The organism is Halorubellus litoreus (genome assembly GCF_055378595.1).
On the sequence record NZ_AP043836.1, the window covers coordinates 1,541,467 to 1,554,459 of the forward strand.

At 68.7% G+C, this 12,993-nt stretch carries 16 protein-coding genes; 8 read left to right on the forward strand and 8 right to left on the reverse strand.

Annotation, left to right across the window (positions count from 1 at the left end; all coding sequences use genetic code 11):
• Positions 1–100: 100 nt before the first annotated feature.
• A complete protein-coding gene (locus tag ACZ48X_RS11920; protein WP_336349513.1) occupies positions 101–682 on the reverse strand; it encodes a response regulator transcription factor in 582 nt (193 codons plus the stop codon).
• A gap of 189 nt (positions 683–871) precedes the next feature.
• Positions 872–3,922, reverse strand: a complete 3,051-nt coding sequence (locus ACZ48X_RS11925) for a replication factor C small subunit (protein WP_379761910.1) — start codon at positions 3,920–3,922, stop codon at positions 872–874.
• Between the two features lie 165 nt (positions 3,923–4,087).
• Here ACZ48X_RS11925 and ACZ48X_RS11930 point away from each other — a divergent pair, with 165 nt between their 5' ends.
• The 4 genes from ACZ48X_RS11930 to ACZ48X_RS11945 all read left to right on the forward strand — a co-directional run bounded on the left by ACZ48X_RS11930 (position 4,088) and on the right by ACZ48X_RS11945 (position 6,427).
• On the forward strand, positions 4,088–5,158 hold the full coding sequence (locus ACZ48X_RS11930) for a bactofilin family protein (protein WP_336349512.1): 1,071 nt from the start codon (positions 4,088–4,090) through the stop codon (positions 5,156–5,158).
• Between the two features lie 120 nt (positions 5,159–5,278).
• Complete coding sequence (gene samp2, locus ACZ48X_RS11935; protein ID WP_336349511.1) at positions 5,279–5,479, forward strand: ubiquitin-like small modifier protein SAMP2; 201 nt, start codon at positions 5,279–5,281, stop codon at positions 5,477–5,479.
• Positions 5,480–5,483: 4 nt separating this feature from the next.
• Entirely contained in the window at positions 5,484–5,981 is a 498-nt protein-coding gene (locus tag ACZ48X_RS11940; RefSeq protein ID WP_336349510.1) for a peroxiredoxin family protein, read from the forward strand.
• A 2-nt stretch (positions 5,982–5,983) separates the two neighbouring features.
• Positions 5,984–6,427 (forward strand): GNAT family N-acetyltransferase, encoded by a 444-nt coding sequence (locus tag ACZ48X_RS11945; RefSeq protein WP_336349509.1) that lies wholly within the window; start codon positions 5,984–5,986, stop codon positions 6,425–6,427.
• Positions 6,428–6,573: 146 nt separating this feature from the next.
• Here ACZ48X_RS11945 and ACZ48X_RS11950 read toward each other — a convergent pair whose 3' ends face one another.
• Together ACZ48X_RS11950 and ACZ48X_RS11955 are read right to left on the reverse strand one after the other, a co-directional pair.
• Entirely contained in the window at positions 6,574–7,107 is a 534-nt protein-coding gene (locus ACZ48X_RS11950; protein WP_336349508.1) for a hypothetical protein, read from the reverse strand.
• Positions 7,108–7,169: 62 nt separating this feature from the next.
• Positions 7,170–8,570 carry a phosphoglucomutase/phosphomannomutase family protein gene (locus ACZ48X_RS11955; RefSeq protein ID WP_336349507.1) on the reverse strand — a complete coding sequence of 467 codons (1,401 nt, stop codon included), beginning with the start codon at positions 8,568–8,570 and terminating at the stop codon, positions 7,170–7,172.
• Between the two features lie 283 nt (positions 8,571–8,853).
• Between ACZ48X_RS11955 and ACZ48X_RS11960 the strand changes: the two genes are divergently transcribed.
• A complete protein-coding gene (locus tag ACZ48X_RS11960; RefSeq protein ID WP_336349506.1) occupies positions 8,854–8,985 on the forward strand; it encodes a hypothetical protein in 132 nt (43 codons plus the stop codon).
• Between the two features lie 140 nt (positions 8,986–9,125).
• On the opposite strand, the gene ACZ48X_RS11965 is transcribed toward ACZ48X_RS11960, so the two are convergent.
• Positions 9,126–9,620 (reverse strand): ester cyclase, encoded by a 495-nt coding sequence (locus ACZ48X_RS11965; protein ID WP_336349505.1) that lies wholly within the window; start codon positions 9,618–9,620, stop codon positions 9,126–9,128.
• A gap of 169 nt (positions 9,621–9,789) precedes the next feature.
• On the opposite strand from ACZ48X_RS11965, the gene ACZ48X_RS11970 reads away from it, so the two are divergent.
• Both ACZ48X_RS11970 and ACZ48X_RS11975 read left to right on the forward strand, forming a co-directional pair.
• Positions 9,790–10,380, forward strand: a complete 591-nt coding sequence (locus ACZ48X_RS11970; protein WP_336349504.1) for an NADPH-dependent FMN reductase — start codon at positions 9,790–9,792, stop codon at positions 10,378–10,380.
• Positions 10,381–10,452: 72 nt separating this feature from the next.
• On the forward strand, positions 10,453–10,938 hold the full coding sequence (locus ACZ48X_RS11975) for a hypothetical protein (protein ID WP_336349503.1): 486 nt from the start codon (positions 10,453–10,455) through the stop codon (positions 10,936–10,938).
• 133 nt (positions 10,939–11,071) lie between these two features.
• Here the strand turns inward: ACZ48X_RS11975 and ACZ48X_RS11980 are convergent, their stop codons facing one another.
• Both ACZ48X_RS11980 and ACZ48X_RS11985 read right to left on the reverse strand, forming a co-directional pair.
• Positions 11,072–11,377: a DUF7344 domain-containing protein gene (locus ACZ48X_RS11980; protein ID WP_336349502.1), complete on the reverse strand. Its 306-nt coding sequence runs from the start codon at positions 11,375–11,377 to the stop codon at positions 11,072–11,074.
• 99 nt (positions 11,378–11,476) lie between these two features.
• Entirely contained in the window at positions 11,477–11,755 is a 279-nt protein-coding gene (locus ACZ48X_RS11985) for a hypothetical protein (protein WP_336349501.1), read from the reverse strand.
• A 129-nt stretch (positions 11,756–11,884) separates the two neighbouring features.
• Here ACZ48X_RS11985 and ACZ48X_RS11990 point away from each other — a divergent pair, with 129 nt between their 5' ends.
• Positions 11,885–12,448 carry a hypothetical protein gene (locus tag ACZ48X_RS11990; protein ID WP_336349500.1) on the forward strand — a complete coding sequence of 188 codons (564 nt, stop codon included), beginning with the start codon at positions 11,885–11,887 and terminating at the stop codon, positions 12,446–12,448.
• Between the two features lie 124 nt (positions 12,449–12,572).
• On the opposite strand, the gene ACZ48X_RS11995 is transcribed toward ACZ48X_RS11990, so the two are convergent.
• Positions 12,573–12,992, reverse strand: a complete 420-nt coding sequence (locus tag ACZ48X_RS11995) for a hypothetical protein (protein WP_336349499.1) — start codon at positions 12,990–12,992, stop codon at positions 12,573–12,575.
• Between the last annotated feature and the right edge of the window lies 1 nt (position 12,993).

A 12,993-nucleotide genomic window follows, 5' to 3' on the forward strand; every position in this document is an offset into this window, starting at 1 on the left:
CGGGTCACTGCGCCGAGGCCATCAGGATTGAACGGGTCACTGCGCCGAGGCCATCAGGATTGAACGGGTCACTGCGCCGAGGCCATCAGGATTGAACGGGTCACTGCGTCGCCGACTCGAGGAGGCCGCGGAACACCTGCGAGTTCGCAACGGAATCCGCGAGCAGGTCGTCGAGGAGGTCGTCCGCACGACCGCCTCGGCGTCGCACGCGCTCCTGGAGGTCGTCGTACTCCGTCGACGCCGCGAGGTCCTCGCTCGTCTTGTGCGTCTCGAGGACCGCGAGCTTCGACACCGCCGCGTAGTACGCCCGCAACTCCTCGTCGTACGCCGAACGCGCGAGCAACCGTTCGAGCGTGCGCTCGAACGTCTCCCGTTCGACGGGCTTGACGAGGTAGTCGTCGAACCCCATCTCGACGATGTCGAAGTCCGGGTCGACCGCCGTCACGATGACGACCTGACAGTCGTACCCGGCATCGCGAACTCGTTCGAGTACCTCGTCGCCCGAACACCCCGGGAGGCGTCGGTCGAGCACCACGACGTCGGTCGACTCGTCGACCGCAGGGACCGCGTCCTCGCCGTTCGTCACGGTCTCCACCGACCACTCCGCGGGCGTCCAGGACGCGTACAGCCCGGCGAGTTCGACGTTGTCCTCGACGACGAGGACCGACGTGTCATCCGTCATGGTAGATACTGTTCAGCACAACCGTTGCTAGAACGATTGATAAAGCTCTCGGCCGGAAATCATGGTCCGGCGTAAAATCATCGCGACATCCCCGTGAACGAACGAATCCCGGGTGCTACCACCGAGCGAACGCCAGCGGGCGACCCCGAGCTCGCGAACCCAAACGGCCGCTCCAGCAGGTGCGGAGTCCTATCGGGCGAGCGACGCGAGCAACGCCTCCAACTGGATGCGCTCGTTCGCGCCCTCCGTGATGCGGAAGTCCGCCTCCCCGAGCCGGTCCATGAGCCGCACCGTCGCCGTGTCGTCCAGGTCGAACTCCCACGCCGACCGATGCAACTGGTCGATGATGTCGCCACCCGCGAGCCCGCGCTCGGTCAGGAGTTCGTCCAGCCGCGACCGCGACGCCACGAAGTCCCCGTCGATGGCGAGCCGCACCATCTCCTCGACCTCCTCCGGGCGCGCCGTCGACGTGATCGCGTACACCGTCGCCTCGTCCACGACCTCGTCCGTCACCGACGCCGCCTGCAGCGCGTTGATGGCCCGCCGCATGTCACCGTCAGCGGCGTACACGAGCGCGTCCACGCCGTCGTCGGTCACCTCCAACCCCTCCTCGTCGGCGATCTTCCGAACCTGCGTCGCCACCGCCTCGTCCCCAAGCGGCGAGAACCGGAACACCGCACACCGCGACTGGATCGGGTCGATGATCTGACTCGAGTAGTTACACGACAGGATGAACCGCGTGTTGTTCGAGAACTGCTCCATCGTCCGCCGCAACGCCGACTGCGCGTCCGACGTGAGCGCGTCCGCCTCGTCCAGGAAGATGATGCGGTACTCGTACCCCCCGAACGACGAACGTGCAAAGTTCTTGATACGGTCGCGAACCACGTCGATACCGCGCTGGTCCGACGCGTTCAGCTCTAAGAAGTTCTCTCGCCAATCGTCGCCATAGACTTCTTTCGCGATGCTCACCGACGTGGCCGTGTTGTGCATCACCGTCGGAACGGCTCCAGCGACGTAGTTGTGCGATTGCGGAACGGTCACGTCGTACACGCGCTCGTCGGCGTCCTCGACGGTGACCGAGACGACCTCGTCGAAGTACAGCGACTCGCTCGCGAGCGAGTCGAGCATCGAGAGCGATTCGAGCACGTCACCGGAGAGCATCTCGTCGGCGACCGCGCGAATCCGGTCCGCGACGGTGGCGAACCGCGGGAGCGACTCGAGGTCGTGGTCGTCGTTCTCCAGGAGGTTCTTCACGTCGGTTCCACGGAGGCCAGTGCTCTCAGCGACGCGATTGTACGACACACCGAGGTCGTCGATGAACGACGACAGCGTCTGCTGGACGGCCGCGACGTCTCCACGCGCCGAGCCGTCGAGTTCGACGAGTAACTGCTGCGCTCGCTCGGCGGTCGGCGACCGCCGTCCGTCCGCGTACTCCAGGAGCCTGTCCGACCGAACCCCGGTCTCGGCCGCGACGTCCTTCCGCGTCTCGAGGGGCTCCAACCGCTCGCGTTCCCCGACCCACGCTGCGGGTGTCGCGACGACAGCGTCCAGGTCCGCTGGAACCCCTTCCTTGACGCGCTGGGCCGTCTCGACCTTCGAAACGGCCGCGGACAGAACCGACTCGACGGATTCGAGATATCGCTCCCGCCCCGGCGAGTCCGGGTTCGTGGTCGTCGGCACGTGTTCGGTCTTGTTCAGCGCGAGCACGTCACAGAGGTCGTCGACGGCACGCTGGGTCGGTATCGTGTCGTGGTTCGGGTTCGAGTCACGAGCCGTCGCCATCGCCAGCCGTTCGGTCTTCTCGTCGATGGAGAAGCCAATGCGCTCCTCGAATCGCGACAGGGCGCTCGCGCCGGAGACGTACAACGTGTGGTACGTCCGTTCGATACCGCTGCCGTTCGTCGCCGCCTTCTGCTCGGTCTTCCGTCGACTCGGAATCCCCAGCGACCCGAGGAGATACGAGACGAGCGAGACCACGTCCCCGTCCTTCTGCGTGAACTCCACGATACCGTTCTTCGAAACGTGCGCTTCCGCGTCGAACATCGCACGGAGGAAGGCCTCCCTGGCGTCCGACGGCGCCGTGACGAGCGTCGACCCGATGCCGTCAGACGACACCACGTCGAAACACGCCTCGAGGAAGCCGGTTAGCGTCCGCGACCGGATTCGAACGAACGGAACGCCCTTCCGCTCCATCCGTTCGGTCTCGACGCCGAACAGGTCCTCGGCGAGTGACTCGAACCGCTCGATGATTGACTCGTCCGTGTTGTAGAACCGGATTCGTCCGCTATCGACGCGCGCCTCGCTCACGACCCACGCCACGAACTCTGCAAGCTCCGCGGAAGCGGTCCAGGGTGGGGTGATCGGCTGCGTTTCCTGTCCGTTCCTCGGAACGTATTGGAGGGACTCGACGTTCGACTCGAGTGTAGCGGCGTCGACGTCGAGGGACCGAAGGAACTCGACCGAGGCGACCGTCGAGTACGAGTCGACGTCGACGTCCGACAGTCGGTTGGCGTACGCCTCGATGGTCTCTACGGTCACGGAGCCGCTGGCGTCGACGCCATCGACGTCGTCTTCTCGGAGTCCTCGGACGATGCGCTTTTTCGCGCCGACGAACTGCTCTTCGGCCGGAATCTCGTGTTCGGCGGCGAAGGACTCCGCCACCGTCGCGACGTACCGCTTCCCGTTGATCGCTGCGAGCCACTCCAACTCGTCGTCAGCATCCGGCGTGGGGGTCTCGAGCGGTCGAGCCACCCTGTCGCCAGCCTCCAACTTCTCGGCCTCCCGCCACGTCAGTCCGTCCTCGTCGACCACGAGCAGGCGATGCTCCGGAGTCACGCGCAACTGTCCGCCGTCTCTCGTCTCGACGGCCGCCAGCGCGTCGGTCGATTTACTGAACACTTCGCTCGGTTCGACGAACGCGAACTCGCCGCCTTCGGTGAACGTCGCAACCTCGAGGTCCGCTCGTGGGGACGCGAACCCGTCGACGTCACCGACGACGTCCTCGATACGCTGGACGCCCTCGTTCGTCAGAACCGGCGTCTCTCCCGTGGCACATTTCCCGACGCCTGCTGGCCCTGCAAACATGAGGTGGGGCAGGTCGTTCTTCCGGACGTAGCTCTCGATACGCGAGATGATGTCCTCGTGCCCGACGACGTCGGCGAGGGACTCCGGCCGGTACTTCTCGATCCAGACCTCGGTCTTCCCGGCGGGTCGGTCCCCTTCGTCCGCGGACTCGCTCATACGACGAGGCACGGCCCTGGCGCTGATAAAGCCCCCGAGACGCCGGAACGACGGCGGTGGCTTGGTCGCGGTTCGCGACCGAGTGGTTGTCTATCCATGCGCGCAGTTCTCTGCGAGCGAGAACCAGCGACGTCTGCTATCGTCACGTCCGGCGTCTCTCTAGGTATGAGCACTCTATTCGCTCGACGAGCCCTCGCGCTCGTCATGGTCCTCACGCTCGTGCTCGCGGCCGGTCCGGGACTGGCCGCTGCAGAGACACGCGTCGGCTCGACGGTGACCGTCGAGGCCGGTGAATCAATCGACGGCCTCGAGGTCGCCGCCGCGTCCGTCATCGTTCACGGGACGGTGAACGGGAACATCGACGGCGTCGCCGCCGAGGTCCGCATCAGCGAGACCGGTGTCGTCAACGGCGACGTGAACGTCGCCGCTGCGACCCTCCGCATCGACGGCGAGGTCCGTGGTGACGTCAACACCGGCGTCGCGACGTTCGCCCTCGGCGACAGCGGGGTCGTTACCGGGAGCGTGAACGTCGGCGCCGCCGACGCGACGCTCGCCGGGCAGGTCGACGGTGACGTCACGGTCGGCGCGGACACCATCCTCGTGGCCGACACCGCCGTTCTCGGCGGAGAGCTCCGGTACGACGGCGACCTCACGCAACGCAGTGGCGCCGCTATCGCGGGCGACGTCGTCCGCGACGACTCCATCGGCGGGGCCGAGTTCCAGTTCTCGCCCGTCCCCGATGGCGTCGGCGCGATCTACGGGTTCTTCGCGAACCTCGTGCTCGGCGCGGTCCTCCTCGTCGCGTTCCCCGGTACCACGCGGAAGATCGCTCGAACCGTCGCCGACACGCCCGTTCGCGCCGGCGCGTTCGGGTTCGTGACGCTCGTCGCCGTCCCCGTCGTGCTCGTCGCGTTCGCGATCACCATCGTCGGCATCCCGCTGACGATCCTGGGCGCGATGCTGTTCGCGCTCCTGGCGTGGACCGCGGTCGTCTACGGCTGGTTCGCGGCCGCGTCGTGGACGCTCGGGCGGCTGGACGTCGAGAACGACTGGGCGGCGCTCGCGGTCGGCCTCCTCGTCGCCGCAGTCGTCGGCCTCGTCCCGATCCTCGGGGGCGTCCTGACGTTCCTGGTGTTCCTCGTCGGCCTCGGCGCCATCGCGCTCGTGCTCGACGGCTACCGCCGCGACCGCCGGAACGCTCGCCGCGGTGCGACGACCGACGCGCCCACCGCCTGACCCGAACCGTACCGAGTCCGGACTCGGGTACCGGACTCGTTCCACTTTTCGTCCCACGGACCTCGTTCTCGACGCGTCACTCCCGACACGCTGAAGCGCGCTCGCCCGATACCGTGGGGTATGCAGGTGACGGTGGACGTGAAAGGCGAGGACGTTCTCGAGGTGGACGCTGGCGCGGACGCGACGTACGCGGACCTCCTGTCCGCGGTCGAGTTGAGTCCGCACGAGGTCACCGTCCTCGTCGACGGGCGTCCAGTCCCCGAGGACCAACCCGTGAGCGTCGACCACGTGACCGTCCTGCGGCTCGTGAAGGGAGGATAGCGCGATGACGAGTGCACCCGAGTTCGAACTCGCGAACGTCGGTCCCGGGCCGGACCCGTGCTCGCTGTCGGCGCTCGCGGCGGACCACGACTTCGTCCTCGTTCTGCTCCAGCGCGACCACTACTGTACGAACTGCCGCGAGCAAGTCCAGCAGGTGGCGAGCCGCTACGACGAGTTCGAGCAGCGAGACGCCGAGGTGGTGTCGGTCGTCCCGGAGCCACGCGAGAACGTCCAGGAGTGGCAGGACAGCTACGACCTCCCGTTCCCGTTGCTCGCGGACCCCGACGTCGCGGTCGGTGAGGCGTACGACCAGCCGGTCCGGTTCGGGTTCCTCGGCGAGTGGAGCGACTTCCTCGGCCGGATGCCGGAGGCGGTCCTCGTCGATTGTCGCGACGCCGACGCTGGCCCGGAGGTGGTGTGGTCGTACGCGGGTCGGTCGACGTTCGACCGGCCGAGCGTCGACGACCTCCTCGGCGCTATCGACGAGCATCGGGAGGGGTGACGGTGTCGGCGTCTGGCGACCCGAACGTGGTGGTTCGCGAGGCGACCGTCGAGGCGGAACTGGACGTTCGGCGCGTGCTCGACGGCGCGATGCTGGAGACCGACGCGGTGAGCGATGCGGTCGCTCGCGGTGACGCGTTCGTCGCGGTCGACGACGAGCGCGTGGTGGGTGCGCTCGTGCTCGTGCCGTTGGACGACGTCGCGCTCCCCGAGGCGGTGGGTGGCGACGTCGGGATGCACGTCGACGCGGTCGCGGTCAGGCGGCGGCGGCGTGGACGAGGCGTCGGGCGCGCGCTCGTCTCGGCGGCGCTCGACCGCGAGCGGCGGCTCACGGTCGCGTTCGACCCAGGTGTTCGTGCGTTCTACGACGCGCTCGGTTTCGACGTCGTCGACGAAGGGACAGGAAGCGACGGTCGGCTGTGGGCCGAGCGGTCGCTGAATCGGTAGTGGCGAGCAGGGTGGACGACGGCGGCGTGCGAGGGCGTCCACCGCTCCCGTCTCGACTCCTCGCACGCCCGACGAGTGGGCACGTGGAGCCTGGCCGCGGTATCGGACTTGAATTGCCGGGAGAGGAACCGTCGTTCGGCGGGTGGTCAGAGGCCGAGGACGAGGGTCGAGGTCGCGAAGTAGATGGTGGGGGCGTAGATGAGTGCGAGGTTCCGCGTGCGGGGGTAGATGTCGCGTGGCCAGCGGAGGCCGTCGAGGACGCCGGCGCGCCAGGTGAGGTGCGCGACGGCGACGGTGACGACCGTGCCGGGGACGAGGACCGAGAGCGTAGGGTCGGCGGAAACGGTCTGTCTGACGACGTGGTCGTCGAGCGCCATCGCGTAGAACCACGTGAACGTCACGGCGCCGGCGAGCAGTCGTTCGAGGACGTGGACGGGGCCGGCGGCGACCGCGAACACGTACAGGAGGGCGGCGAGGGCGGCGTAGGGGACGGCGACGTTGACGTTGTGGCCGGCCGGGAGGCCGGGGCCGACGTAGCCGACGATGCAGCCGAGGGCGCCCGCGACGACGAGGCCGAGGAAGACGAGCGGGAGGCTGTTCGGCGCGCCGTGCGCGGTCTGCGTGTCGAGGTCGCCCGACAGCAGTCGCTGCATCTCGCCGAGGCCATCTCCGGCGGTCATGTCGGAATGGAGAGCGGTCGGGAATAAAACAGTTCCGCCAACCGTGGGGTTCGGGTCGGGGTTTACACGAGCGGTTCGACGAGGTCGCGCCCGGCGTCGAGCAGTTCCTCGACGCGCGCCTCGCTGCCGGCTTCGGCGTACACGCGGAGTTTCGGTTCGGTGCCGCTCGGTCGCATGAGCGTCCAGGAGCCGTCCTCGAGGAGGAGCTTGAAGCCGTCGACGGTGACGACGTCCGCGACCGGTTCGCCCGCGACCGATTCGGGGATGTGGTCCTCGAGGTCGCCGAGGACGCCTTCTTTGCGGTCGTCCGGGCAGTCGACGCTCACCTTCCCCTGGTGTATCTCGCCGTGTTCGGCGAGCAGGGCGTCGACGCGGTCTTCGAGCGAGCGTTCGCTGGCTGCGGCGGCGGCGAGCAAGGCCATGAAGACGCCGTCCTTCTGGCGGAGGTGGCCGCGAACCGCGAATCCGCCGGACTCCTCGCCGGCCATCAGCGGGTCGTGGTCGCGCATCGCGTCGGCGACGTACTTGAACCCGACCGGGGTCTCGTGGACGGTCTCGCCGTACGCGTCGGCGACGCGGTCGACGAGGAACGTCGTCGACACCGTCCTGACCGCGCTCCCGCTACTCGATTCGAGGAGGTAGTCGTAGACGGCGGCGAAGAAGAGGTTCTCGTCGAGGAAGCCGTCGGGGGTGGCGACGGCGATGCGGTCGGCGTCGCCGTCGTTCGCGATCCCGATGTCGGCGTCGCGCGCTTCGACGGCGTCGACGAGCCCCTGGAGGTTGTCCTCGCTGGGTTCGGGGTGGGCGCCGCCGAACGTCGGGTCGCGCTCGCAGCGCAGGCGGTCGACGGTCGCGCCGGCCTCTTCGAGCAGGCGGTCGGTGACGTCGCGCCCGGAGCCGTGGATGGCGTCGTAGACGACGTGGAGGCCGTCGAGGAACTCGCTGTCGGGGTCGGCGTCGGCGACGTCGGCGACGCGGCGCTTGCATTGCTCGAAGTGCGGGCCGACCATGTCGACGCGTTCGACGTCGCCCCACTCGTCCTCGGGGAGGGCGTCGGGCTCGGCGAGGTGGGAGACGATTGAGTCGGTGACGTCCTGGAGGGCGGGCGAGCCGTCGTCCGTGACGAACTTCACGCCGTTGTACTCGGGCGGGTTGTGGCTCGCGGTGATCATGCAGCCGCCAGCGAGTTCGCGTTCCTTGATGGCCCACGCGAGCTGTGGTGTCGGGCGGTCGCGTTCGGGCATGAGGACGTCGAAGCCGTTCGCGCAGAGGACGCGAGCGAGCTCCTCGGCGAAGCCCTCGCTGGTCTCGCGGGCGTCGTAGCCGACGCCGACGGTCTCGCCCTCGCGGCCGGTCTCGCGGAGGTGACTGGCGACGGCCTGTGCGACGATGCGGACGCGTCGGTCGGTGAACTCGTCGAGCGTCGCACGCCAGCCGTCGGTCCCGAAGGAGATGGCGTCCATGTGCGACCGAAGGCCGGCCGACGCGAAAAAACCCCACCACGGGATACGGCCGTTGGGCTGAGGCCAGCGGCTTGCTGTGTGCGGTTCGCGGTTCCACTTTCACTTTCACCGCGCTACGCTCGCCCTTTTCCGACCACCGTCCGTAATCACCGATAGCGCCACCCGGCGCGAGTCCGCGCGCTCGGCCGTCGACGTCGAATCGGTCACGCGGGCGCGACGCACGCCGCTCTGCGTCGGAAACAGCCGCCGGCGGAGGTGTCTCTCGATACGAACGAAGGTACGGATGACGCTGGCGACCGGCGCCGTGTCCCTGCTCGCGCAGGGCAACGAGGCGGGGTACGTCCTGCTCGCGGTCGCCGTGTTCGCGTCCAGCGACGGTGACGCATCGAACGCGAACGACCGCGACGGCCGGTAGGGCGGCCGTCGCGACGCGCCGTGGGTTCCCGGAGCGGAACCTACGCGTGTGTGTTCTTCGCACGCCAATAACCGTGTCGCCACAGCCACAGCTCCACGACGCGAACGGCGACGCCGGCTACTATCTCGATACCTCGTCCATCACCGCTTCACGGCGCGCTTGATGGCGGAGATGCCGACGCGGGCGAGGCCGCCGAGGCTCGTCGGCTGGACGCCGAGCTGTTCGGCGACCGCACGCCGGTCGGTGAGCGTCCACCACTCGACGACGTGCCCGTCGGTCACGCGGAACCGGTGGACGCGCGGGACCTCGACGGCGTGCCCCGTCGACGGGATGCCGTCGAGTTCGCCGACGTGCGTGCCGCGACAGGTGGTGAAGACGACGACGGTGTCGCCGTCGCAGACCACCTGTTCGACGTCCTCGCGGTAGTCGGGGAGGCCAGCGTGCCAGTGCGTCCAACAGTCGACGGCCGCCGCTCGGCCGCGCTCGTCGACGCCCCGCCCCGGCTGGACGATCCGGACGTCTTCGGCGAGCAGGTCGAGTGCGGCCGTCGGGTCGCTCCCGTTGTCTATTGCGTCGACGACGCGCGTCGCGACGTGCCGGTTCTCGGCGTCCGCGTATGGACCGGCTGACTCCATACCCAAAGCATGCGCTTCGGTACCATACAACTTTCTCGACGCGTCGTCGCCCCAACACGACCGCGCCGCGACCCCGACGACTGCGCCACAAACCACACGACAGCAGTGCGACTCCGACGGTTCTCCGGATGACGCGGGGCTTAACCACGCGCATCCCCAAGGCGAGCCAATGACAGCCGTCTCCGTCGTCGCCGTCTGCGGGAGCCTCCGCGAGACGTCCTACACGCGAACCGCACTCACGTACGCGCTCGACGCAGCCGAGCAGTGCGGCGCCACCACCACCCTGCTCGACCTCCGGACCGCCGACGTCCCCATGTACGACCCCGACGTCGACGACCAGGGCGTCTCGGACCTCCTCCAGACCGTCGAGGACGCCGACGCCGTCCTCCTCGGCTCGCCCGTCTACCACGGCAGCCTCACGGGCGCCCTCAAGAACTTCCACGACCACTGCGGCTGGGACGAGTACGAGGACACCGTCGTCGGCCTCGTCGCAACCGCCGGCGGCGGCAGCTACGCGAGCACGCTCGACCACATGCGAGCGACCGTCCGCGGCGTCCACGGTCACGTCGTCCCCGAACAGGTCGGCATCCGGAACGCCTCCAGCAAGTTCCAGCCCGACCCCGAAGCGCTCGACGACCGCGCCGTCACCGATCCCGACATCGAATCCCGCCTCCGCGACCTCGGCGACGCCGTCGTCCGCGACGCCCGCCGGTTCGCCACCGACCCCTGCGAAGAGACCCCCACCACCGCCGACGACTAGACGACTCAAGGCCGCGAAACGCGCGTTTCAGCTAGAACCACCCTTTCCTGTCTCGACCCCGACGAGCGTACCGTGACCGACGTTCCACGTCGACGACTCCTCCAGACCGCCGCCGCTGGCGTCGCCGCCGCCACCGCCGCACTCGGCGGCTGCCTCTCCACGCGCGGCATCGGCGGCGGGACCGAGAGCGAGCACACCGCGCCGGGGAACCTGACCGCGTGGGACCACACGCCCGACTGCGTCACCAGCGAGGAACGCGACGGGATGGACGAACACTACGACAGCACCATCGCCGTCGACCACACCACGACGAGCCTCGACGGCGGGTACGCACCCGTCCGGTTCGTGGCGCTGAGCGACGCCGAACGCGACCTGCTCGACGTCGTGACGACCGATGGCGGCTACTCGACGTGCGACCCCAGCGCGGCGTTCGACCGCTTCGTCGTCCGCGTCCGCGAACACCTCCAGCGCCAGTCGGACACGATGGCGTACCTCGAACGCGGCAGCGCCTACTACGGACTCCGCGTCGAGGTCACCGACCAGGGCGTCTCGTACTGACGGCGATCAGTCGCCACGACTCCATCGCGCCGCTACCGGCTCGCGCGCCGACAAGGGCACCAGCGCCGTCATCGCGGGTTTACGTCTCATGTAAACCTCGGGTGGTCGCGGTCGCGCTCGGACCGACTCAGGACTAGGATAACTCCCGCTCGACGAACTGCGACGTCGTCGACTCCGGGCGGTATCGGACGTCGCCGCTCCGGTAGTCGAACTCGACGGCGTCGAGCGTGCTGAGCTTCGGCAGATGCACGTGATGGAGCGCGATCCGGAGTCGGTCCTCGCCGCCCACCATCGTCTCGTCGAGCGCGTCGACGAGCGCTTCGAGCGTCGTCACCTCGTCGGGCTGCGCCGCCAGCGTGCACAGGACCGCGCGACGGAGCGGGTGCTCGAGACACCGATGCAGCGCATCAACCATCTTCGAATCAGTGCCTGAACACATACGTATGCTGGTATCTGCCGCTTCCGACAAAGAGCCCCGGCGTGGATTCTCAAGGTCTGCTGAACGACAACACGGGGATTGCGAGCACTCGACTCGCAGCTACTCCTCGCGGACCGCGTCCGCGATGGCTTCCAGGTCCGCCTTCCGGAACGCGCTCCCCTCGGTCTCGGGGTCCGCGTCGTCCGCGAGCCCGACGCGCGCTCGAATCTCCGCGCGCATCACCTCCTTCGCCGGCAACTGCCCGTCACCGACGTCGTACCCCAACTCGCCGCAGATGGCGGCGAGCGCCTCCTTCGTGAACCCCGTGGAGACGAGGCGTTCGTGACGGCCGGTCGCGGCGCGGATCTCGTTCCGGAGGTCGTCGACGGTCGGCGACATACCAGGGCCGAGACGCGCCCGCGGCGTGTAGGTTGCGGTCCCGCACGCCCCGCCTCTCGTCTCGCTTGGCGACCACCACCACTCGGTGCACCCCAAAACACTTCGCCAGCGCGGTCGCATCGGTCGCGCATGCCCACCCGCCGCCGCGCCCTCGCCCTCCTCGGCGGCGCGCTCGCCGCGACCAGCGGCTGCGTCTCCCGCGTCCTCGACGACGACCCGCCGCTCGAACACGGCGACCGCATGCGCGCCATCGGCGACCCCGCCAGTCGGACGCTCGACGGCTGGCCACCCGACCACGCGTACGTCCCCGCGAACGACACCGTCCGGGACACCGACGACTCGGGGACGGAGGCGTACACCGACGCCGCGGTGTGGGCGGCCTGGGTCGGCGAAGACACGGCCATACAGGTCGTCGCGAACCGATTCGACCCGTCGCTCCACGAGCGACGAGGCATCGTCTTCTATCCCGCGGGTCAGGGTCGCGAACGGCACCTGAACGTGCACCACCAGACGAGACCGACCGCCCCCCGAGAGACGGGAACCATAGACCCCGACCTCTCGACGACCGAACTCGTCGAGCGCGCACCCGAGACCGTCTCCGTGACCGTGCCGCTCCACGAGCAGACGTGGACCATCGACTACCCGGTGTTCGTCAAGCGATACGACCTCGTCGAGCACACGGCCGCGGAGTAACAGAGACACCCTGCGAGTCGACTCAGTGCATCTCAGAAACGGCGACCTGGCGGTCGCCGTACGCTCGGGAGGCAGGTGTCAGCAGAAACGGCGACCTGGCGGTCGCCGTATGCCAGCGAGTCGGTCAGTCCTCGAAGTCGAACTCGTCTCGTGCGCTGTCGACGGGTTCGTCGCGCGCGACGACCCCGGGCGCCGGTTCGGGGTCGTACCGCCAGTAGACGTACGCGGTCGCGGCGAGCGCCCCGACACCGAAGACGACGCCCGACGTGGGCCACGCGAGGCTCGTGTTCGCGGTGACGAACCCGTGGAGGATCACGACGCCGAGCGCCGCGAACAGCGCGCCGATGCCCGCGACGATGAGACGGCCGTACCGGTGGAAGGCGACCGCGCGGTCGCCGTCGCCCGCGGCGACCACGACGTAGTCGTCGTCCGCGGGAAACCACACGACGTCCACGCGCTCCTCGGCGTCCGTCGCCGGCGCATCCTCGTCAGCGGCCGTGATGCGGTCCGTCGCGGACTCGTCGCCCGGGTCGGCCGCCCCCACG

Excerpts from the sequence above, each read along its gene's own strand:
- ACZ48X_RS11920 (WP_336349513.1), bottom strand. The coding sequence starts at position 682 with ATGACGGATGACACGTCGGTCCTCGTCGTCGAGGACAACGTCGAACTC.
- ACZ48X_RS11925 (WP_379761910.1), bottom strand. The coding sequence starts at position 3,922 with ATGAGCGAGTCCGCGGACGAAGGGGACCGACCCGCCGGGAAGACCGAG.
- ACZ48X_RS11930 (WP_336349512.1), top strand. The coding sequence starts at position 4,088 with ATGAGCACTCTATTCGCTCGACGAGCCCTCGCGCTCGTCATGGTCCTC.
- samp2 (WP_336349511.1), top strand. The coding sequence starts at position 5,279 with ATGCAGGTGACGGTGGACGTGAAAGGCGAGGACGTTCTCGAGGTGGAC.
- ACZ48X_RS11940 (WP_336349510.1), top strand. The coding sequence starts at position 5,484 with ATGACGAGTGCACCCGAGTTCGAACTCGCGAACGTCGGTCCCGGGCCG.
- ACZ48X_RS11950 (WP_336349508.1), bottom strand. The coding sequence starts at position 7,107 with ATGACCGCCGGAGATGGCCTCGGCGAGATGCAGCGACTGCTGTCGGGC.
- ACZ48X_RS11955 (WP_336349507.1), bottom strand. The coding sequence starts at position 8,570 with ATGGACGCCATCTCCTTCGGGACCGACGGCTGGCGTGCGACGCTCGAC.
- ACZ48X_RS11960 (WP_336349506.1), top strand. The coding sequence starts at position 8,854 with ATGACGCTGGCGACCGGCGCCGTGTCCCTGCTCGCGCAGGGCAACGAG.
- ACZ48X_RS11965 (WP_336349505.1), bottom strand. The coding sequence starts at position 9,620 with ATGGAGTCAGCCGGTCCATACGCGGACGCCGAGAACCGGCACGTCGCG.
- ACZ48X_RS11970 (WP_336349504.1), top strand. The coding sequence starts at position 9,790 with ATGACAGCCGTCTCCGTCGTCGCCGTCTGCGGGAGCCTCCGCGAGACG.
- ACZ48X_RS11980 (WP_336349502.1), bottom strand. The coding sequence starts at position 11,377 with ATGTGTTCAGGCACTGATTCGAAGATGGTTGATGCGCTGCATCGGTGT.
- ACZ48X_RS11985 (WP_336349501.1), bottom strand. The coding sequence starts at position 11,755 with ATGTCGCCGACCGTCGACGACCTCCGGAACGAGATCCGCGCCGCGACC.
- ACZ48X_RS11990 (WP_336349500.1), top strand. The coding sequence starts at position 11,885 with ATGCCCACCCGCCGCCGCGCCCTCGCCCTCCTCGGCGGCGCGCTCGCC.